Here is a 19,879-nt window from a genome sequence, read left to right as displayed (position 1 = left end):
ATGAAAAACTATTCAGATCAATTTATAAATACAATAAAACTTGGAATAGAAAATAATGTTTCTATTTTAGATCAGCTTATTAATTGGGGAAATGAAAACCTACGTTATGAAGAAAAAGATCAGTTTCTTTTAAAAATAAAAAATTCTAAAAATGTATTTCACAGAATTTACGAGAATATAGAATCTAAGCCTGTTATGGCAGTTTTCGGAGGAAGTCAAGTTGGGAAATCATATCTAATAAAAAATTTATTAAGTTCTGAAGGAGAACCATTTCTTATAAAAAATAATGAAATAGATTATGATTTCTTAAAAGATATTAATCCTCCAGGTGTAGGTGCAGAAAGTACGGGAGTTGTAACACGATTTACAATAGATCAAAACTTGAAATTTCCAGATTTTCCTATTCAGATAAAATTATTATCCGCAAAAGATATTTTAATAATCGTTTTAGATAGCTTTTTTCTTGATCTCAAAAAAATCAAGAAATATGTTGCTTTATCCGATTTGAATGAACATCTAGAGAAGTTAGAACAAAATATCTCTGATAATCAACAAGATTATTTAACAGATTTTGATGTTTTAGAAATCAAAGAATATTTCGAAAATCATTTATCAAAACATACCATTTTATTTGAGAGCTTACGAGAATCTAAATTCTTTGAACGTGTTGGTATGATTATTAAAAACTATTCGCAGAATCAATGGTTATCTATCTTTAGTATTTTATGGTTAAAGAATGATAATCTAAATCAATTGTATAGTTTGTTGATTGATTCTTTGGTCAAATTTAATTTTTCTAAGAATGCCTTTATCAAATTTAATGAGGTTTTACGTGGCGGAGGAGAAATCTTAGATGTACAACGTCTAAAAGAAATTTATACATCATCTGTCATTACACAAGTTAAAACGGAAGATGGACAAGTTGTACAGATTTTACAATCGTTGATTACAGCTTTAACGTCAGAATTGATTTTTACTGTACCAAAAGAATTGGTGGATGAAAAACCATTCTTAAAACAATCAGATTTATTAGATTTTCCTGGTGCAAGAAGTCGTTTGGCAATAGAATTAGAAGATATTGATAACCAAATAATTCCTGATATGTTGTTGAGAGGTAAGGTTTCTTATCTATTCAATAAATATTCCGATAATTATAGTATTAATAATTTACTATTTTGTACAAATGACAAACAATTAGATGTTAATGAGATTCCTGCATTACTTTTTAATTGGATAAAAAATAACATCGGTGAAAATAAAATTGAACGATCTAATGCGCTTCAAAATACAGAAGTTCCACCGTTATTTGTAATTTTTACATTTTTCAATAATCAGTTAAAATTTGATATAACAAACGATTTACATTACAAAGAGGATTCAGATTCTTTAAACTACAAATGGGATACTCGATTTAATCGTTTTTTTAAAAACGAGATTGTTACTCAAACCAAAGATTGGGATACAGAATGGACGTTGATGAATCATCATTTCCAAAACTTTTACTTATTACGCGATTATAAATATTCCTCAGATACATTTGACGGTTTTGAGATTGAAGGTAGAGAAACCAATTTAAAACCTGAAAGAGTTGATTACTTGAATGCATTAAAATCATCTTTTGAGAATTTTGAATTCGTAAATAAACATTTTAAAAATCCAACTGATGTTTGGGAAGATTCTACATCTCTCAATTCTGACGGATCTTTACGTATTATCAACAATCTTAATCTAGTTTCAAATAATCATACGAAGACAAATTATTATTTGAATAAATTAAACGAATTAATTACTGATATAAAATCGTTTTTAGAGTCACTTGTACATTCAGATGATGTTTCAGTGATAAGAGCAAATCGAATGAAGGATACCAATACATTTCAGTTTTCCTTCAATAATATTTTGACGAAAGACACAAATGCATTCAATTCTTTTCTTAAAATTATTGGAACAGATACGGTAGAAAATTTCAATTTATTGAACGAAAATATTGTTGTTGATTCTTCTCAAGTAAGTAATAATTCATTTGATCAAAGCAATATCTTGTTCCTTCAATATCCAGAATTAAAAAATGCAAAATCTTATCAAGAAGCAATAGAAATCTTAAAATCTAGTCTATGGCTAGGAACGAGTGAAGAAGTTGAAGATTTTTTACACCATCAAAATATTGATAAAACGAAGTTGTTTGAACAAAAAGTTTCAAAATCTAAACCAGAAATTTATACTGAGTTGATTTTTGAAAATTGGAAATCGAAGATTATGAATTTTTCTAATTATCAATATTTTACAAATAATGGATTATCTCAAAGTAGTATTGTCTTTTTAGCCGATCATTTATTTTCAATTGTTAAGAATAGAAATATCGAAAGTAAATTGACAAAAGTGCTAAATGATATTGTTTCAGAAACGGAAAGTAATAGAGGTATTGAAGAGTTTTTAGCCGAAACATTTTCTACTATAATCAATGATATTACCATCAATTTTGACTTAGATTTCTTTTCAAAAGATGAAATTTCAGAAATTAATAAAATGCCGAATTATCGTCAATTTATTAATTATCAAAAATTTAATTTAGAACCAAATAATGATTTATCTGATTTATTTGAGGAGTCTGCAATTTTGAATTCGGAAGCAATTATGTTAGAAAAATATAATAAATGGATTGAGTTTTTGAGAATTTCTTTGCTAGTGAACTGTGGTTTTGTCAACTACGATGAGCAAGCAAATTTACAACTGAAATCATACATCCAAAACCTTACTAATTTTAATCTTCAACTAGAGTATGAATAAATTTTACGAAATAGCAACAGATCATTATTTGCCTTTGTCGCATGATAATAATTATCTGTTTAACCATTATGATAGAATTACGAATTTTTTGACATTTAATATAGATCAACAATACCGCAATTTATTAGCAAAACCAATTAAAAGTGGATATAATATAGAATGGTTTTCAATTTATCCAAATCTTGTAAATGCACAAGGTTCTGAACACGAAGAGTTTGCTTATCGTAAATATTATGAGTTTTTAGAAGTTATAAAACAACGTATTGAAAATTTTAAATCTCAACGCGATCAAGATGCGATTAATTGGGCAGAGATTTTAGAAAAAGTGTTCAATGAGCAAGATAATTTTATTTATACGAACGGAAAAGATATTTCTATAGTTTGGGGATGGAAATTTGAAAATAGCCAAATTTATAAACCTGCCTTACAATTAGCTAATCCTCCGATAGAAGAAGAAATTATTGAAGAAAATACGCCAATAGTAGAAAACATAACAGAGCCAATTGGTGAAAATAATGAACCGGTTCTTGAGGATGAAATTGTAGAAGATTTACCAATCGATGAACCAAAAGTTGAAGAAGAATTACCAGAAGAAATAATAGAAAAGGAGGATGAATTTCCAAAAGATGAGTCTTTAGAAAGAAAACCAGGTTTTCTAGAGTTTCTGAAATGGTTTGCTGGAACTTATTGGTGGTTTCTGATCGTTTTACTCGTACTTATTGTTTTAGTTTTTGTTTACAAATCATTGTTATATTCTTAATTATGAGCAAGTTTTTTTATAAATATTGGTGGTTATATTACATCCTATTATTTTCATTATTAGGCTTATTGATATATGCTTTGTTATGGAAGGTTAATTTTAAACCTTATCAAGATATAATTAATCAGAAAAACACTGAATTAGTTGATGCACGCGAAAGTTTGAAAGGAAAAGATCGTTATATCAAGAATCTGGAGGAACAATTAGCGCAATGTAACTTACGTGAAAAGCAAAATACAGTACAATGTAACGCAAAAGTAGAATCTGGAGGACAAGGTATGACAGAGACAACTCATAATCTAGGAAATTCACCTGGTAGAGTAGTTATAAATTTTGATATGATGGATGTTCCAGATAAGATTGAGGTTATCTACAACGGAAAAATAGTAGCGACTTCAACAAATTTGGTTTCTGGACAAGGGAATTTAAGTTTCAATTATCAAGCGTTACCTGGTCAACCAAATACATGTATAGTAAAAATGTCTGCACCAGAAGCTGGTACAATGTGGGAATATGTTGTTAACTGTCCACAATAATGAAAGAAAAAATTAAATACCCTTTTTATTATTATTTCTCAATCATTTTTTTTGTGATTGTAAGTGTTTTTTTTTGGTGGGTTGTCTTCAATAATTTTTCAAATGGAAAATATTTTTCACAACAAGAGATTGATTATAGACAAGATAAAGCTGTACATGTATTACAACCTATTAATCAAGACGATTTAATTATAGATTCTATTGCAAATAGACGAATCGTTTCCAACCTGGTTAATATTGCATTAAAAAATAAGTCGAAAGACATTTATCAATTTGCAGATGAATTGAAAAAAGTCTACAAAGATTCTACTTATCAAATTGTTTATATAGATTCTGTCATCAATCGTCTTCAAGTAAAATTACCCGATTTAGATCGAGAAATTTTTAAAGATGAGGTTAAGAAAAATATGAAGAATGACAGTTTGCTTGTTTGGGATGAGATGATTTTTGAAAGCACAAATAACAATGTTGCTATAAACGAAGAAGAAGCTCCGTTTATGAATCAAATAGACATTCGGAATGCTTGGAGAACAACTTTAGGAACAAAAAAAACAATTATTGCGGTTATTGACAATGGTTTTGATACCCAGCACGAATCGTTGCGAGGAAAAGATGTAAAGTCTTATAATGTTATTTCAAAAACAAATCAGGTTAATCCATCTAGTCAGAATCATGGTACACACGTTGCATCAATTGCAGTAGGTAACAGCAATAGGTATCAAGGTATATGTCCAAATTGTGATTATATGCCGATAAAAGTTGAGGACGAAAATGGAATAATGTCGATGTCTTATGTGATTGATGCTATTCTATATGCGGTAAAAAATAAAGCAGCTGTTATTAATTTATCATTAGGATCAGAAATTCCGTTAGAATTGGGAAATCTTTCTTTACAACAACAAAAGGAAGTAATCAATTCTGATGCAGGTGATTTACAAGAGTTTTGGAATGATTTATTTCTTTATGCAAACGAACGAAATTCTATTTGTGTAATTGCTGCAGGGAATAGTAGTGTCTTAACAGGTCTTGATGCTTTTCAACGATCTAATCAAACAATTAAGGTCGGTACGGTTTCCCGTAAAAATACCATTGCGAGTTTTAGTAATTTCGGAAATTATAATACAATTTATGCTCCTGGCGAAGAAATTTATGGAGCTAAACCAAATAATCAATACGAATATTTAGACGGTACAAGTATGTCAGCACCAATTATTAGTGGGTTTATAGGTTTAATAAAATCTAAATATCCTAATTACAAATTTAATGATGTGATGTCATTATTGATGAAGAATACAGAAGAAGTCAACAGTATAAAACAACTTAGAATAAAATCAATTTAGAAAAAATGAAACAACAGAATTTTTTATTTGTAGATATCGTATCGTCGATATTTTTATTAATATTATTTATCGCGAATTTTTTAGGGTTATTATATATCTTACAAGGGAATATTATATTCAGTGCATTAGTAAGTACATTAATTATAATATGTTACTATTTCTTAGTTCAATTATTAGCTAAGAACAAGGAGTTAATGTTTAAAAATAAATTTATTCATTCTTCATCTGTTTTGTGGTTTTTTTACATTGGATTATTCTTCGTTAGTTTTGTTTTGATGTCACATTTTGTGAATGTTGAATTCAATGCTAAAAAACAAATTCAAGACGATGCATTATCAAAATTAACAATTGTAGATAGTGCGACAACTATTTACAAAGACCGTTCTAAAAAAGTAATAGAAGATTTTGAAAATGATCTTAAAACTAAACTTAAAAGTTATAAAAACACAGGTTCTAATAGTACTCTTAATGAATTAACTTCAAAACCTTATAGTATTGATGCAAAGGTTTTAAGTGACAGAACGTATCTTAATGTTGATCAAGTTGCGAACGCTAAATTGACACCAATCATCAAAAATATAGAAACAAACGCCGCTAACTTTGATTCAATAACGAAGAAAAATACGGAGAAATATAAAAGTACTTTTACTAACTGGAAAAGATTAAGTTTAGTAGGTACATATTCTACTTTGAATGATTATATAGATCAATCCATCAATTTAATTAATGAAAAAATAGCACAATTTCCGATTGATAATTCTCCTATTGTAATTAATTACAACAAAGAAAGCCTTCCATTAGGCACTCCAAATGAATTTAATAAAAAATTTACCCCAAATTACATACTTCCAATTATCGTTGTGTTATTGATCAATGGTTTTATTTTAATTCCATTTTTTACAGAAAAAGTAAGATCGTATAATAATACGACAAATAAAATGCAAGAGGGATCAAGTAATAACGGAGGATCTATAGAATTATAAAAGAAAACACCATGAACGACGTACAGAAAAGAATCATATTACAAAATGCAAATACTTTAGAAGTTTCTAATCTTATTTCATTAATAGAAAAAGGAGAAATTTCTATAGAAGAATTTAAACAAGCTGGGTTAACAGTAGAAAAAATTCGCCAAATTGAAGGTCAAATAAATCTTGAAGCGGCTAAAGAACGCGCAGCAGCAGAGATTGCTAGAAAAGAAGAAGAAGAACGATTAGCTAAATTTAAAATTCAAGAAGAAAAAAATGAATTTCTTAAAAAAGTTGTTCGTAAAAGAGTTACGGTTGATGAGATAAGAAATAAAATAAACAATGGATATATCTCATTTGATGATTTAGAAGATGAAGGAATTTCTCAAAGGATAATTAATTCAATCAAATATTATTCAAACTCTAATCGCGTAACTATTTTTAAGAAAATTGATGATTTACCGCCGATGGAAGAAGGTCGTACAGATGTTTATTTTGTAGGATTACCAGGTTCAGGAAAATCGACTATGCTCTCAGGTTTATTGAATGTTGCGAATAAAGAAGGTATTCTTTTGCCAGATACTTACAGTAATGATGGAGCAGTTTATCAAACGCAAATCGTTTCAGATTTATCAAGGGGTGTTTTACCTAATGCTACCGCTTCGGGTTCATATAACTATGTAGCAATGTCTTTAAATGATGATAATAAAAAGAAACATCCATTTAATGTCGTTGAGGTTCCAGGAGAGTTGTATGTTAATATGTTCAACAATGCGAATGTGGACGATTTATTGAAATACATCAAAAATTCTAACAAAAAGATTTTAATTTTTGTGATTGATTCTTTGGCACATGATACAAATTATGCTGACGCTAAAAGTGCTTTAGATCAAAGTTTAGTTTATGTGAATATTCTTAATATGTTCAAAAGTAGCGGAATCTTAAATCAAACTGATGCAGTTTATTTAGTTGCTAATAAATTTGATGCTATAAAAGAAAGTCGATATGATGGAGATAATCGTCCGGATGTTGATTTAGCATATGAATTTTTGAATGAAGAATTCAAAAACTTATTAAATAACTGTACGAGTATCAGAGATGAGTCAAAGAATAAATTTAAAATTAAAGTTTTACCATATTCTATTGGTAAAGTAAGTTATGAATTTATTGTAGAAGATTTTAATCGTAACTATTCTTCAATTGTGCTAAACAATTTGATAGAAGATTCTTTTGTTGTAAAAGGAGGAAAATGGAGTTTATTTAATTAATCTAAAAAACTATGAATCAATTCGGAATAATTATACAAGAAACAACGTCAGGGTTAAACACACAATACATTTCTTCTGATTTAGATAGTAATAATAGTGAAGTAATCCAAACAACGCAAGACGAAAGAATTTTGGCGACGCAATTAGTCAATCAATCAAAATTTTATAGTGTTGAGGTTACAAAATCATACAAAGTATATACTTACGTTAACCCTAATGTTACCGATGAGTTTGGACGTTCTGGTTATTATGCAATCAAATTATATTTCAACAATAAGTTTATCAAACCAATTAATCTGATTAGTCTTTTTGATAAAATTGAAGCTAAATATTTAGAACATAAAAACAATAATACTTTAGCTGGACAAGATTATACAATAATTCAAAATTTATTGGACGGAACAGAAGTTAAATCATTTCTTTATTTGACAGAGAAAAAACAATTTGTCGCTTATTTTGATCCAAATAATTTTACAGCTTTAACAGAAAAGTTGAACGATGAAAAGGTTTTTACAATAGAAAAACTCTATGTTTTTGATGTTACAAAATCATTAGCAGAAGATCAAGTGAAAGCGTATGGATTAGATTCCTTTAATGATTACAAAACAAAGAAGGCAAACTTTGATAATTCTGACCATATCTTAAGAGAAATTACACAAAATAATCTACCAATTGATTTTAGAACAGTTAGTCAAGAAAATTTTAAAATAATTTATCCATCAAGTTTAGCAGGAACGTTAAAATATTCTACAACAGAAAAGAAAAATATTCCAGTTGCAGATTTTAATGAATTAAGAAAACCTATTGTAATTTCTAAACCTATCCAACCAAGATCAACTCAACCCAAAAAAGATAACACACCAATTATTATTGTAGCAATTTTAGGCGTTTTTGCATTGGGAATAGGAGGATATTTCTCATATGATAAATTCTTTAAAGAAAAAGAAGATACTGAAGTTGAAAAAATAAATAATGAAGAAGTAGTGAAAGATAGTAATGTTTTATACGAGCCAACATTTATTATAGTAAAACATAACTCAAAAGATACGATTTCTTTTGGAGGGAAAAAAGTGCCAATTAATAATGATTATTATCAAATAGATACTGTTAGCCCAAGTTTGAGAAATTATTATTTCAAAAATAAAGATGAAAAATCTGTAGAATATTATAAGTCATTTGATGAATTATATAACAAAGGAGAATTAGAAAGGTTAAATAAGGACAATCTTTCAATCTTTTTAAAAAGCAATAATATTACAGAAATTCAATGGAATAAAATTGTAGAAGAAGCAAAATATCAAGGTTTAAAATTACCTAATGATAGCGAAACAACTACAACTTCCCCAAAAGAAAATACATCCGTTGATAACAATGTTAATTCTACAAATAATACAGATAAAGTAACTTCTCCTAAACCTAAAAATAATAATGCGACTGAACCTAAAACAGAAGTTTCTAAACCAAAGGCTGAAGAAAAGACTAAAACAGTAAAAGAAGTGAAAACCGTAAAAAGCCTTGAACCAAATATAGGTTTACAATAATGAATAAACGAAATTTAATCATATTAGGAAGTGCATTGTTCTCAAGCTTTATTTTTATGTGTGGGATAATGATGATTGATGATGATTCAATTTCAAAAAGAGAAAAAGGGACAGCAGAAAAGTTTGAAAAGAAAATTGAATTATTAGAAAATCGGGTAAAAGAATTCGAAAAAAAAGAAGAAGTCGAGTTAAAAAAAATTAAAATAAACGATTCTATAAAGTCTGCCTTGAAAAAAGATTCAATTTATCAAGAAGAAAAAAAGATTCAATTTAAGAATTCAAGTCCTACTGTTTCTGAGAAAAAAAACAAAATTATAGAGTCTAAAATAGAAGTCCCTAAACCAAAAGTAATAGAAAAGGTGAAAATCGAAAATTCTATTCCTAAAAAAATAGAGACAGAAAATAAAAGAGGTTTAGAGGTTAATACAATTTTACAGTAATGGAAAAAAGAAAATTAATCATATTAGGAAGTGTAATTGTCATCGGTTTGTTATTGATAGGTGGAATTACAGTTTTTGAAGGTTCTAGTATTTCGGGACCAGAAATGGTGAATAATAAAGCAGGTTCTAATAAAAATGATTTAGAAAAAAAGATTGAAAATTTCAGAAAAGATAATTTTCAACCAGAGCAATATTCAACCTTGTTAATGGAAATTAATTCATCAAAAGAACAAGGTTTGATAGAATCTTCATCAGTAATTTATTTAACAGAAGAATTAAATAGTGTTTACAAAAAACATGTATTTAACAAGGCTGATTATTTCCTTAACCAAGGAAATGGAGATAAAAATACGGTTTTGTCTTATTTGTCAAGTTTAGAAAAAGCGATAGGAAAGGATGCTAGAATAGATTTTTATAAAACTCAAATCCCGAAATACGATTATTATGCCAATTCGTTTCCTGGGAAAGTAACATCTTTTACCAATGGAAATCTGGCAAGTTTTTCTACAGGAAAATACACTTCATTGAAAAACGAAGCTGAAAATATGCCTGGATTAGATAATCAATATAAGTCAAAAGGAAAATTTACGAGTATCAAATCAAATGCAGTTTCTAAATTGAATTCGTACAAAAGTAGATTTGAAGAATACGACAGAGAAAGAAAGTTAAATAGTGTTGAAGTAGAATTTGAATAATTATGAAAATAAAATACATCTTAATCTTATTACCTTGTATCATTTTTGCTCAAAATAAAGGGGATAAAAGAGATAAGAATAAAGTGAAAAATACTGAGATTGTCGAAACAAAAAATGAACAAAAAACTGTAGTTGTAAATTCTAAAGATAAAGAAGAATTAGAAAAACTGAAAGTCGAAAATAAACAGTTAAAAGATATTTTGACAAAAGTAAATTCAAAATATTTTATTTCAACGTTTAACAATTTTTATTCTGATGATTATTTCAAAACGCAAGGATTTAAAATTTTAAAGGAAGAAGATAAAAATACGATTAGCCAAGCACAATTAATGGTAGAAAGTATTTTAGCAGCAGAAGATAAGAATTCAGAAATTTATAAAAGAGCTGAAAAATCAATTGTTTTTACAGATTATCTAAAGGCAATGGATGAAGTTTATACAGATATTCTAAAACAGAAATACGATTCGGTAAAAGTTTCGTCTGCGATTGCAAGACTACATAATTTACCAACATTTGATAAAACATCAAAAGTAGAAGTAGATAAAAACTCTATAACTGAAGCTTTGGTTAATTATAAAGATAATGCGTGTAATGCGACAGAAGTTATAACGAAAGTACAACAAGGGGTTATAAAATCAGGTATTTCTATTGCTACGTTCAAATCGAAGGATTTTGATAATATTATCGCTAAAAAGAAAACGGAAGAACCAATTATTAAATTTAATGAATTAATGAATGAAGATAAGATGTTCAATCCATTTTTAGTAGATAAGATTAATGATGTCAAGAAAAATCCTACATCGTTTAATCAATCCACTTTTATTGAGGAGAAATATTGTCAAGATAAAACGAAACCTTTGGTTGAAGAAGCTAAGAAAGAAGAATTACCGAAATAAATAATACAAAAAAGTCTCTCTTATTTTAGAGAGACTTTTAATTATCTTTTGGGGTTACTTCCATATTTATTATCGCCATCATCACTATTTCCAAAAAGTAAAAATAACCCATAAAAAGGGATTAAGTTAAACCAACCACTGTTACCAATATCGTGACTACGTTTTACAGATTGTGCAATCAAAATCCAAAAAAAAGGAAGAAATAATAATCCAAAAAATATAATTATTGGAGAATCATATGGGGATTCAGTAATCATAACTGAATAGGTAATATAAAGTATTGAGTAGATTAAATTGGTTAACCAATATTCAGTTCTCCTGATACGTCCTTTTAAAGAAAATGGGTTTAAAAACATAGTTAAATTTTATACTGATAAATATAAAATAAATTATTTAATTTTAGAGAAAATACAACACTAAATAGACAAAAATATGCAACCAGATATATTGACGTATAATCAAGTATTTCAGAGTAATAAACTTGATTTTTTTTCATCATTAACCAATGTTGAAATTTTACATTCAGAGAACAATTATTTATTGTTTTCAGGAGAAGAAACCTTACATGTAAAATGTAAAATAGATGGAAAAGAATGTATCTTAGTTTGCTTCACAGATCTGAATAAAAATGCTGAAAATAGATACAAAAGTTTAGCAAAAATAATCGGAAATTATAACCTTAGTTTTATCCCAAAATTAGAGTTTAAAGAAAATGAAATTAATATCAATGGTAAAACCTCTTCTGTTGTTTTATTAGATGATCAACAATCTATTTCATTAGATACTTATTTTGATAATATTTCTTTTTTGCCAGAATTGGTATCAAAACTTCAAAATGATCTAAAAGATTTATCTTCTCAATTAAAAGTAAAGCAATTTGCACATGGAAATTTAACATTCAAAACAATTAGAGTAAACGCTAATAATGAATTAGTATTGACGTTTTTAGACGATTTATACATTCCAGAGTTTGAGACAACTAATATTAATAAAGATTCTTTTGTCAATTTACATAACAAAGACTTGGCGTTTTTTGCAATGATTCTAAGTGCATTAGAAATTGCTAAAACTGATAATTCAATTCAGTCTAATAATTTAATTTTTACATTTAATTCGCAAGATTTAAATCAAATTGAAAATTCTATTGCTTATTCATTAATCAAGAGTTATGAGAATCAAGCAGCAAATAATTACCTTGATTTTGAAGCTTTAGTAGAGCCAGAAAAAACAGAAAATCAAGTTTCAAATGATCATAATGCTGAAGATTATCCGGTACAAAACTCAGTACAAAATTTACCAGAAGATACCCGCTCAGATGAAAAAGTACAGAAAATTGTCATTACATCTTCGCCAACAGGATCAACAGTACGAGATAGTGAGTACGAAGTTTTTGGCAGAACACCTTATACGTTAGAAATTAAAGAAAGAGATCATCCTTTTCAAATTATTGTTACAGAGAAAAGTAATATCAAAAAAATTGATATTTATTATGGAATGAATGATGTTTTTGTTGATTTTAATAACTCAGCAGTGACTAATGAAGTACCAAAACCTAAAGAAGTCGAAGACTCATCTGAATATGTAGATACAACTCAACGTTCTGTTTTTTGGTGGTATGTTGGATTGTTATTTGTAGCAATGATTATAGTTATTTTGTACAATAATGCAGTGTTTTCAGATTTTTATGTTCGAGATAATTCTGAAGAAGAATCTATGGTTATTGATTCTCTGGCGGCATATGTTGACTCTGCTGCAGCGGTTGTTGATTCTGTAGTCGTAGATGATTCTACACCTAATCAATATTATTATGATGATTCTGTTGTTGATTCTGCAGTAGCTGAAGTTGATCCTTCAGTTATTCTAGTAGATTCTTCGGTTTATTATTATGATGGTTACTAAATTATAGAACAAGATGAAAATTCAAGTTAATTCTTTTCCAGAAGGAGCAATTATACGAAATGAGAATTTTGATATTATTGGTAAAACCCCAAATTTTATTGATAAAGAAGATTTTCTAAATCAATCTATAAGTATAAATTACGGTGATGATTCAAAGAAAATGATCATTACAGAAGAAACACAGTCTGTTTTTGTAGAATTTGAGAAAATAGAAGAACCAATAATTACAGTTCAACCAGAAGTAGAAACTCAAATTGTTAATCATTCAGTTACAGAAGAATCTGTTACAATTCAAACAGAAGAAAAGAGTAAATTTTCAAAAAATAGTTTAATTTGGGTAGCACTTGTTTTGTTTCTCTTAGCGATTGGTGGAGGTGTTTATTTCTTGTCGAATTCTAAAAGCGAAATTCCTACAATGGATATCCATCAACAATTAACAAGTGAACAATTTAGTAAGATATCAAATGAACAAAAAATTGAACATTATTTATATTTTGAAGATCAGAAAAATTATCAATACTTAAAATCACTTTTTGATTTAACTAATTTACATTATTGGGAAGTTGACGGAATTACAGAAACGATGTTAAATACAGCATTTTATAATGGTTCTGCCAAGATCCAAGATCCAAAAAATGAAATTCTTTCAATTAGTAAAGAAGGTGAATTTTATAAAGTAGATTTAAAATATACCTATACAAATAAAGACAATGTCCGTGTAGAACGATTTCCATTTATTTATATTCGATTCAATGAAAATGGGCTAATTAATTACATAGACAATAAATTATAAACTAAACATGAAAATTAGTATAAATTCTGTTCCAGAAGGAGCAATTGTAAGGAATCAAAATTTTGATAAAATAGGAAAAACGCCTTTTGAAATTGATAAAGAGGATTACTTAGGACAAAAGATTTTCATTAATTATGACGGAATAATCAAAGAATTTGTCATTAATGAAAACACCAACTTTATTGAAGAATCTTTTAGAAAAACAAGTATTCAAAATGAAGAAGAAGTTTATACCAATGATAGTTCAACAATTGATTCGTTAAATCCAAATACCCCATCATCTAACAACAAATTGTATATGATCGGTGGAGTTGTAGCCTTATTATTTTTATTAGGTGCAGGTTATTGGTTTTTAAAATCTGATAAAAAAGAACAACCAATTTCTGTTTCTCAAGAACAAATACAAGATTCTATATCAACTCAACCAATGGAAAATTCGGTAGAATTTCCTGATCAGAATGAAACGAAAACGGAAGCAAAAAAAAAAGAGGTAAAAACTCCAGAATTTGCAAAGAAAGTTGAAATAGAAAAACCAATTGTGGTTAATGAAGCTCCTGTCAAAAAAGAAGTTTCGTTTTCCGAAGATCAAGCAAAAGCAATTCTTCAAAAATCTATTTCTTTTGAGAATAATAAAAATGGAAATGGTTTGAGTGATTTATTTTCTTCAAAAATTTCAAGATATAAAACGAAAAATAACCTTTCAAAAAGTCAATTAAAATCGATTTACAACGATTGGTGGTCGAGTATAACGTATGAAGAAAAAGAAATTTCTTCGATTAATAAAATTGCTGATAATACCTATAAAGTAAAGATTAATCACAACTATCAGGTTGATGGTGGAAGCGAAAAAAATGTGATTTATTACGGTATTTATAAATTTGATAAAAATGGTAAAATCACAGAATTATACATTGATTAACAAAATAACACAATAAACTTATGAAGACAAAACAACTATTTTTATACCTAGCAATTGGGACATTGGTTTCGGGTTGTAATGAAATTAAAGAAAAAATTGGAGGAGGATCTTCTGAAAATATAATCTCAGAAAATACCCAATTAAATTGTGATTACAACAATTTATCCAATCAATTTAACGTGAAATTTGTGATCAATAAAGATCCCAAAAAAGCAACAGCTGGTGTAGATTATGCGGTTCAGATTTTAGATAAAAACAACAAAGTTTTGAAAACAATTGTTTCTCAACCTAGTATTTCAACGGATGAATTGGATAAATACAAGATCTGTGATCAAGTGAAATCCTTAGCAACAAAATATAATTTAGCGAAGAGTTTTGACATAGAATCTTTTGATGGTAATGTAGTTGTAGGAGATTTTAATTTTGATGGAAAAGATGATTTTGCGGTTTATAACCGTAAACAAGACAACAAAGCATATTACAATTATTATTTACAAGATGCGAGTGGCGAGTTTAAGATAGATAATTTTTTGTCTGATGATACCGATTATTTTAGTAAAAAATATGATGTGAATGGTAAAACAATTGTTATACAAGATAAATCTGCTATAAAAAAATATGCATACAACAACAATTCCTGGACAATGACAGAAGAAGTAAATGACCCTTTTCCGAATGCTCCAGAAAGAGGTTTAATTACTAATTTTAATAGAGGAGAAAACTCGAAAATTATTTCACTTTATGATTCTAATTTTAAAAAAGTTGGGAATGTAGAATTTAATCAATGGGAAAATTTTGCTTCAAAAAACAGTAATAATGTTTTAGAGGTTAAAGAACTTTATAATAGTGATACTAAAATTTCTTCATTGGTTTATAAATCTAAAAATGGCTTGTTTCTACAATTAGATGTTTCTGGAACATATTATGTTAATGCATTAGAATTAAAAAAATATAATTTCAAACCAGAGAGTTTTATAGATTACTTTGTAAATCATGAAATGTATATTTCTCCAAATGGAATAGTTATGAATGTGAGAAAATCACCAAGTTCAAAATCAGAATTAATCGGACAAATTCACCCAGATATAGGTAATTATTACGTTGTTTTTACTGGAAATAAAAAAGGGCAATGGGCTGAAGTGTCTGAAATTATTTTTCCAGAATCTGATTATTATATTCTAAACTATACTACAGGTTGGATAAAAATTATAGGGGATAATGGTTATCCTAATTTTAATTTCAGTAATTAATTATTATTTAATGAATACGAAATTTCTAATATATGTAACTATTTTTCTTTTGATTACAAGCTGTAATAATGAGAAAAATGTAAGTGAAGTAGTTTCAGAAAACACCCAATTAAACTGTGATTATAACAATTTATCCGATCAGTTTAATGTAAATTTCAAAATTAATCAAGATAACAACATTGCAAATGGAGCGATAGAATTTGTTGTTCAAATTACGGACAAGAAGAACAATATCCTAAAAAAAATTACAACACAACCTAAGATAATAGCTTCAGAAATTAATTTTTACAAACAATGTGACCAAGTAAAATCGTTGTCCAAAAATTATAATATTTCAAAACAATGGAGTGATAAATTATATGACGGAAACATTGTAGTTGGCGATTATAATTTTGATGGAAAAGATGATATCGCAATATATCACAGCAAAGAAACTGATCGAGAAATATTTTTTTACGAATACTATTTACAAACAGATCAAGGTGATTTTGAACGGGATAATTTTCTGTCAGACAAATTTCATTATTTCGGCAAAAGATTTGATCGAAAAAATAAATTATTGATAAATGATGAACACGTTATTATTGATAAATACAAATATGACTACGGTTGGATAAAATTAGTAGAAGCTGTAAGTCCGAATATTGAATCGTCTTTTTATATGGTAAGTGTTGCTGCAGTAAAAACTGAATCGGATGCAAAAAACGAAGTAATAAAGCTAGAAAATAAAGGTTATCAAGCAAATTATTTATGGATACCAGATTATGCTTCGTTAAGTGGTGCTAAATTTTACAGTGTTTATATTGGACCATTTTCTACACAACAAGAGTGTGAAATAGCAACAGAAGAATACAGGAAAAAAGATAAAAATGCCTATGGACTTTTGGTCTCGCAAGAACCTAAAAGAGTTCAAATTAATGGAGTCGGAAAAGTTACTGTAACCAATAATTAAATAAAATATAATTCTATGAAAAATATAATTCTACTTACAGTTCTTTTTGGAGCAACGGTTTCTTGTTCTAATAAAGAAGACCAAAAGGTAAAGGAGTTGGAGTTAAAAGTAAAAGAACTTGAGCTGCTAAAACAACAAAGCGAATTAGCAGAAAAAAATAGAAAGGTTAACTCTAATGCGCAATATGTTGCTAATGAGAAAAAGAAATTAGACGAAGAAAAGCAGATTCAACAACAAGCGATGCAAGAGCAAGAAAGTTCAGCTTCTCATATTCAGCCTTATAATCAGTATAGAGTAATTGCAAGTGATCGTTATCCTGCACATTTTTATAATTCGCCAAATTTTAATGATAAACGAAAAGCAAGATTTACAACAAATGAAATTGTTTATGTACAAGAAGTTGTAAAAGATTTTGCTTATGTAGAGTTTACAAATTCGGAGAACAAAACATCCAAAGGTTGGGTAGAAACGGCTTATTTACAATAAATGCAATTTAATTTGAATAGATTTTTAGAAGCCCAAGAAATAGATTTTGAAAGAGCTTTACAAGAGGTGAAGAATGGACGAAAAATTTCTCATTGGATGTGGTTTATTTTTCCACAATACAAAGGACTTGGCTCTAGTGAAACGGCTAATTATTATTCTATACAAAGTTTGGACGAAGCAAATGAATATTTAAATGATTCGACTCTTGGAGTTAGATTAAAGCAAATTACAAAAGTGTTGATAGAAAGTAATGAAACAAAAATTGAAAATATTTTTTACTTTCCTGATAATCTCAAATTAAAATCTTGTATGACACTTTTTGCATTTATTGAAAAGAATGAAGACAATTTATTTACGTTGGTTTTAGATAAATATTTTAACGGAGAATTAGATTCTAACACACTAAATTTAATTATCAAATAAAAAATAAGAGGCTTATTAGCCTCTTATTCTTTTATATTTCCTTCGAAGAATTCTCCTTCTTCAGTTTTACCATTTGTTTTTAGTAATTTTCCTTTTCCATGAAAAAGATTGTTTTTAAAGAAACCTTCGTATCGATCACCGTCAGTAAAATACATAGTTCCTCTTCCGTTCAACACGCCTTTTAAGAACATTCCTTCATAACGATCGCCGTTTTTCCATTTAAAAACGCCAAAACCAGTCATTTCGTCATCTACAATATCACCTTCGTAAGAATCTCCATTTGTAAAGGTATAAACACCTTTTCCTGTATGTATTTCATTCGGAAAATATCCCTCTAACACTCTTCCGTCAGGAAAATAAAACTTACTTGTTTTGAAATTAGTTGATGATTTTTGAGCAATTTCAGGTTTCACTTTTTCAGGAACACTATCCGTTATATATTCATCATCAGAAAAAGTTACTTTTGGGTTATAAAAATCATATCCAGGTGTTGGTTTTTTTGTAACAAAATCAAAATATTCATCTCGTTGAAAAGATAAGTTATCATCAATGTCAGAAAAAGTATTATCAGCAATATTAGTATAAAATGCAGGAAAAGGTTTGGAATCATAATTATACGCAAAACCTTCTATAAGCTTCAAATTATCATTATGTTCATACATTTTTATAGTATCAGCACCATAATATAACCCTACAATCATCGGAGTGTTTTCAGCGATTTTAGTATTAAATGTGACCGTTGGCTGTGGATTAACAGTTTTGCTACCGATCACTAAAAAACCATCTTTGTCTGTTGTTACATCAACTAGATTAATCTTGTAATACAAATAGTTCTTAGTATCATCTTTGTCGTCTTGTTTCACAAAAACAAGTTGATAACCGTCTAAAGAATAATTGGGTTGAGCGCTTTTTAATTCTATAAAAATTTCAGCATTATTATTTTTTGTTTTCATATCAAATTCATTAATATGAACTTGTCCAAATAAAAGGCTTACTCCTAGAATAGGAAGTAGTGTAAATATTTTTTTCATGATTATTTTATAGCGGGATTAATATCAAGAATTTGCTCTTTTTTATATTGATTAATAAATTCTGGAGTAAAAGATTGACTTCCTGCTAGTTTTTCTGTTTTTAAAATGGTATTTAAATCTAATTTAATGTAATCTTGAAGCATTTTTTGAGAAAGTGGTTTGTATGTAAAATGCCAAGGTTCGTACTTAAATCCTTTTCGACTTGGATTATTCGTGTAAACTAAATAAAAACCATATTTCTCAGAATTTTTATCCAACCATTCTTTGAATTTTTCCATACTTCCACCTTTGTTAAAGTGTTTTTCATTTAGTGGATCCGTAGGAATACCAGTTGTAGAGTGTATTATATCTAAATCTGTTCCCCAGTGATGTCTAGAAGTTCCGGGAATTGTAGAATATTCTATAATTTTCTGAATATTTTTTTCAGGAGTTAAATCCTTGCTATTTGAATTGTATTTTCTGTTCCAAATTCCATTCTGATAATCAAAATTCCTATAACTAGAAATAACATGTATATTAAAACCTGCTTTTTTAGCCTCAGCTTTCATTTTGTCAAAAGCTTTTGCAGCTTCCGGCAATAAAGCATAATTATCTTTCCTTACTAAAGTAGGATTTCCTTTACCTATTAACTCTTCTTGATTTGTAGTTAATTTTGTTTCAGCTTTTTTAATTGTATCAGCTAATTCTTCATCCAAAATAATTTCAGAACTGTCGACAGAATTATTGTATAAGTTTGTTTGTGTTTTTTCTTGATCTTTTTTTTCAGATTTGTTACATGAAAAAATAAACGGAAAACATATAAGTGTGTAAAATATTTTTTTCAAATGATTTAATTATAATTATTTAACTAGGAACAAATATATTAAATAATATACTGGATATCCCCCTGAATTTT

The 19,879-nt window shown here is 27.9% G+C and carries 20 protein-coding genes; 17 read left to right on the top strand and 3 right to left on the bottom strand.

Annotation, left to right across the window (positions count from 1 at the left end; genetic code table 11):
* The 10 genes from B2X73_RS00100 (at window position 1) to B2X73_RS00055 (ending at window position 11,231) form a co-directional block, all read left to right on the top strand.
* Window positions 1-2,787 carry a virulence factor SrfC family protein gene (locus B2X73_RS00100; protein ID WP_291095418.1) on the top strand — a complete coding sequence of 929 codons (2,787 nt, stop codon included), beginning with the start codon at window positions 1-3 and terminating at the stop codon, window positions 2,785-2,787.
* On the top strand, window positions 2,780-3,547 hold the full coding sequence (locus B2X73_RS00095) for a hypothetical protein (protein WP_291095416.1): 768 nt from the start codon (window positions 2,780-2,782) through the stop codon (window positions 3,545-3,547). Before B2X73_RS00100 ends, B2X73_RS00095 begins: the two co-directional genes overlap by 8 nt.
* Before the next feature lie 2 nt (window positions 3,548-3,549).
* Window positions 3,550-4,083: a hypothetical protein gene (locus B2X73_RS00090; RefSeq protein WP_291095414.1), complete on the top strand. Its 534-nt coding sequence runs from the start codon at window positions 3,550-3,552 to the stop codon at window positions 4,081-4,083.
* A complete protein-coding gene (locus B2X73_RS00085; protein ID WP_291095412.1) occupies window positions 4,083-5,423 on the top strand; it encodes a S8 family peptidase in 1,341 nt (446 codons plus the stop codon). The genes B2X73_RS00090 and B2X73_RS00085 overlap by 1 nt, the downstream gene beginning before the upstream one ends.
* Window positions 5,424-5,617: 194 nt before the next feature.
* Window positions 5,618-6,406 (top strand): hypothetical protein, encoded by a 789-nt coding sequence (locus B2X73_RS00080; protein WP_291095410.1) that lies wholly within the window; start codon window positions 5,618-5,620, stop codon window positions 6,404-6,406.
* An 11-nt stretch (window positions 6,407-6,417) separates the two neighbouring features.
* On the top strand, window positions 6,418-7,659 hold the full coding sequence (locus B2X73_RS00075; RefSeq protein WP_291095408.1) for a hypothetical protein: 1,242 nt from the start codon (window positions 6,418-6,420) through the stop codon (window positions 7,657-7,659).
* Between the two features lie 11 nt (window positions 7,660-7,670).
* Window positions 7,671-9,200, top strand: coding sequence for a hypothetical protein (locus B2X73_RS00070; RefSeq protein ID WP_291095406.1), 1,530 nt, complete (start codon window positions 7,671-7,673; stop codon window positions 9,198-9,200).
* Window positions 9,200-9,640: a hypothetical protein gene (locus B2X73_RS00065; protein ID WP_291095404.1), complete on the top strand. Its 441-nt coding sequence runs from the start codon at window positions 9,200-9,202 to the stop codon at window positions 9,638-9,640. The genes B2X73_RS00070 and B2X73_RS00065 overlap by 1 nt, the downstream gene beginning before the upstream one ends.
* A complete protein-coding gene (locus B2X73_RS00060) occupies window positions 9,640-10,335 on the top strand; it encodes a hypothetical protein (RefSeq protein ID WP_291095403.1) in 696 nt (231 codons plus the stop codon). Before B2X73_RS00065 ends, B2X73_RS00060 begins: the two co-directional genes overlap by 1 nt.
* Window positions 10,336-10,337: 2 nt before the next feature.
* Window positions 10,338-11,231: a hypothetical protein gene (locus tag B2X73_RS00055; RefSeq protein ID WP_291095401.1), complete on the top strand. Its 894-nt coding sequence runs from the start codon at window positions 10,338-10,340 to the stop codon at window positions 11,229-11,231.
* A 41-nt stretch (window positions 11,232-11,272) separates the two neighbouring features.
* Here the strand turns inward: B2X73_RS00055 and B2X73_RS00050 are convergent, their stop codons facing one another.
* Complete coding sequence (locus tag B2X73_RS00050) at window positions 11,273-11,587, bottom strand: DUF805 domain-containing protein (RefSeq protein ID WP_291095399.1); 315 nt, start codon at window positions 11,585-11,587, stop codon at window positions 11,273-11,275.
* 76 nt (window positions 11,588-11,663) lie between these two features.
* Between B2X73_RS00050 and B2X73_RS00045 the strand changes: the two genes are divergently transcribed.
* The 7 genes from B2X73_RS00045 to B2X73_RS00015 are packed head-to-tail and all read left to right on the top strand — an operon-like array spanning window position 11,664 to window position 17,953.
* The gene (locus tag B2X73_RS00045) at window positions 11,664-13,130 is read left to right on the top strand and encodes a hypothetical protein (protein ID WP_291095397.1); all 1,467 of its coding nucleotides are present in this window, start codon (window positions 11,664-11,666) and stop codon (window positions 13,128-13,130) included.
* A 13-nt stretch (window positions 13,131-13,143) separates the two neighbouring features.
* Complete coding sequence (locus B2X73_RS00040; RefSeq protein ID WP_291095395.1) at window positions 13,144-13,923, top strand: hypothetical protein; 780 nt, start codon at window positions 13,144-13,146, stop codon at window positions 13,921-13,923.
* A gap of 7 nt (window positions 13,924-13,930) precedes the next feature.
* Window positions 13,931-14,842, top strand: a complete 912-nt coding sequence (locus B2X73_RS00035) for a hypothetical protein (RefSeq protein WP_291095393.1) — start codon at window positions 13,931-13,933, stop codon at window positions 14,840-14,842.
* A 20-nt stretch (window positions 14,843-14,862) separates the two neighbouring features.
* Entirely contained in the window at window positions 14,863-16,092 is a 1,230-nt protein-coding gene (locus tag B2X73_RS00030; RefSeq protein ID WP_291095391.1) for an XAC2610-related protein, read from the top strand.
* Between the two features lie 10 nt (window positions 16,093-16,102).
* On the top strand, window positions 16,103-17,044 hold the full coding sequence (locus B2X73_RS00025; protein ID WP_177190303.1) for an SPOR domain-containing protein: 942 nt from the start codon (window positions 16,103-16,105) through the stop codon (window positions 17,042-17,044).
* Between the two features lie 15 nt (window positions 17,045-17,059).
* Complete coding sequence (locus B2X73_RS00020; protein ID WP_092908567.1) at window positions 17,060-17,530, top strand: hypothetical protein; 471 nt, start codon at window positions 17,060-17,062, stop codon at window positions 17,528-17,530.
* A 12-nt stretch (window positions 17,531-17,542) separates the two neighbouring features.
* Entirely contained in the window at window positions 17,543-17,953 is a 411-nt protein-coding gene (locus tag B2X73_RS00015; protein WP_291095387.1) for a DUF1810 domain-containing protein, read from the top strand.
* 23 nt (window positions 17,954-17,976) lie between these two features.
* Here the strand turns inward: B2X73_RS00015 and B2X73_RS00010 are convergent, their stop codons facing one another.
* Both B2X73_RS00010 and B2X73_RS00005 read right to left on the bottom strand, forming a co-directional pair.
* Window positions 17,977-18,984, bottom strand: a complete 1,008-nt coding sequence (locus B2X73_RS00010; RefSeq protein ID WP_092908569.1) for an MORN repeat-containing protein — start codon at window positions 18,982-18,984, stop codon at window positions 17,977-17,979.
* Window positions 18,985-18,986: 2 nt separating this feature from the next.
* Window positions 18,987-19,808, bottom strand: a complete 822-nt coding sequence (locus tag B2X73_RS00005; protein WP_291095383.1) for a M15 family metallopeptidase — start codon at window positions 19,806-19,808, stop codon at window positions 18,987-18,989.
* Between the last annotated feature and the right edge of the window lie 71 nt (window positions 19,809-19,879).

Source organism: Empedobacter sp. UBA7252 (genome assembly GCF_002472765.1).
Classification (GTDB): Bacteria; Bacteroidota; Bacteroidia; order Flavobacteriales; family Weeksellaceae; genus Empedobacter; species Empedobacter falsenii_B.
The sequence above is the reverse complement of the archived record's forward strand: the minus strand, read 5'-3'. Positions and strand labels throughout refer to the sequence as shown.

Bases quoted from the DNA above. Each gene is read 5' to 3' on its own strand.
- B2X73_RS00100 (WP_291095418.1), top strand. From the start codon at position 1: ATGAAAAACTATTCAGATCAATTTATAAATACAATAAAACTTGGAATA.
- B2X73_RS00095 (WP_291095416.1), top strand. From the start codon at position 2,780: ATGAATAAATTTTACGAAATAGCAACAGATCATTATTTGCCTTTGTCG.
- B2X73_RS00090 (WP_291095414.1), top strand. From the start codon at position 3,550: ATGAGCAAGTTTTTTTATAAATATTGGTGGTTATATTACATCCTATTA.
- B2X73_RS00085 (WP_291095412.1), top strand. From the start codon at position 4,083: ATGAAAGAAAAAATTAAATACCCTTTTTATTATTATTTCTCAATCATT.
- B2X73_RS00080 (WP_291095410.1), top strand. From the start codon at position 5,618: ATGTTTAAAAATAAATTTATTCATTCTTCATCTGTTTTGTGGTTTTTT.
- B2X73_RS00075 (WP_291095408.1), top strand. From the start codon at position 6,418: ATGAACGACGTACAGAAAAGAATCATATTACAAAATGCAAATACTTTA.
- B2X73_RS00070 (WP_291095406.1), top strand. From the start codon at position 7,671: ATGAATCAATTCGGAATAATTATACAAGAAACAACGTCAGGGTTAAAC.
- B2X73_RS00065 (WP_291095404.1), top strand. From the start codon at position 9,200: ATGAATAAACGAAATTTAATCATATTAGGAAGTGCATTGTTCTCAAGC.
- B2X73_RS00060 (WP_291095403.1), top strand. From the start codon at position 9,640: ATGGAAAAAAGAAAATTAATCATATTAGGAAGTGTAATTGTCATCGGT.
- B2X73_RS00055 (WP_291095401.1), top strand. From the start codon at position 10,338: ATGAAAATAAAATACATCTTAATCTTATTACCTTGTATCATTTTTGCT.
- B2X73_RS00050 (WP_291095399.1), bottom strand. From the start codon at position 11,587: ATGTTTTTAAACCCATTTTCTTTAAAAGGACGTATCAGGAGAACTGAA.
- B2X73_RS00045 (WP_291095397.1), top strand. From the start codon at position 11,664: ATGCAACCAGATATATTGACGTATAATCAAGTATTTCAGAGTAATAAA.
- B2X73_RS00040 (WP_291095395.1), top strand. From the start codon at position 13,144: ATGAAAATTCAAGTTAATTCTTTTCCAGAAGGAGCAATTATACGAAAT.
- B2X73_RS00035 (WP_291095393.1), top strand. From the start codon at position 13,931: ATGAAAATTAGTATAAATTCTGTTCCAGAAGGAGCAATTGTAAGGAAT.
- B2X73_RS00030 (WP_291095391.1), top strand. From the start codon at position 14,863: ATGAAGACAAAACAACTATTTTTATACCTAGCAATTGGGACATTGGTT.
- B2X73_RS00025 (WP_177190303.1), top strand. From the start codon at position 16,103: ATGAATACGAAATTTCTAATATATGTAACTATTTTTCTTTTGATTACA.
- B2X73_RS00020 (WP_092908567.1), top strand. From the start codon at position 17,060: ATGAAAAATATAATTCTACTTACAGTTCTTTTTGGAGCAACGGTTTCT.
- B2X73_RS00010 (WP_092908569.1), bottom strand. From the start codon at position 18,984: ATGAAAAAAATATTTACACTACTTCCTATTCTAGGAGTAAGCCTTTTA.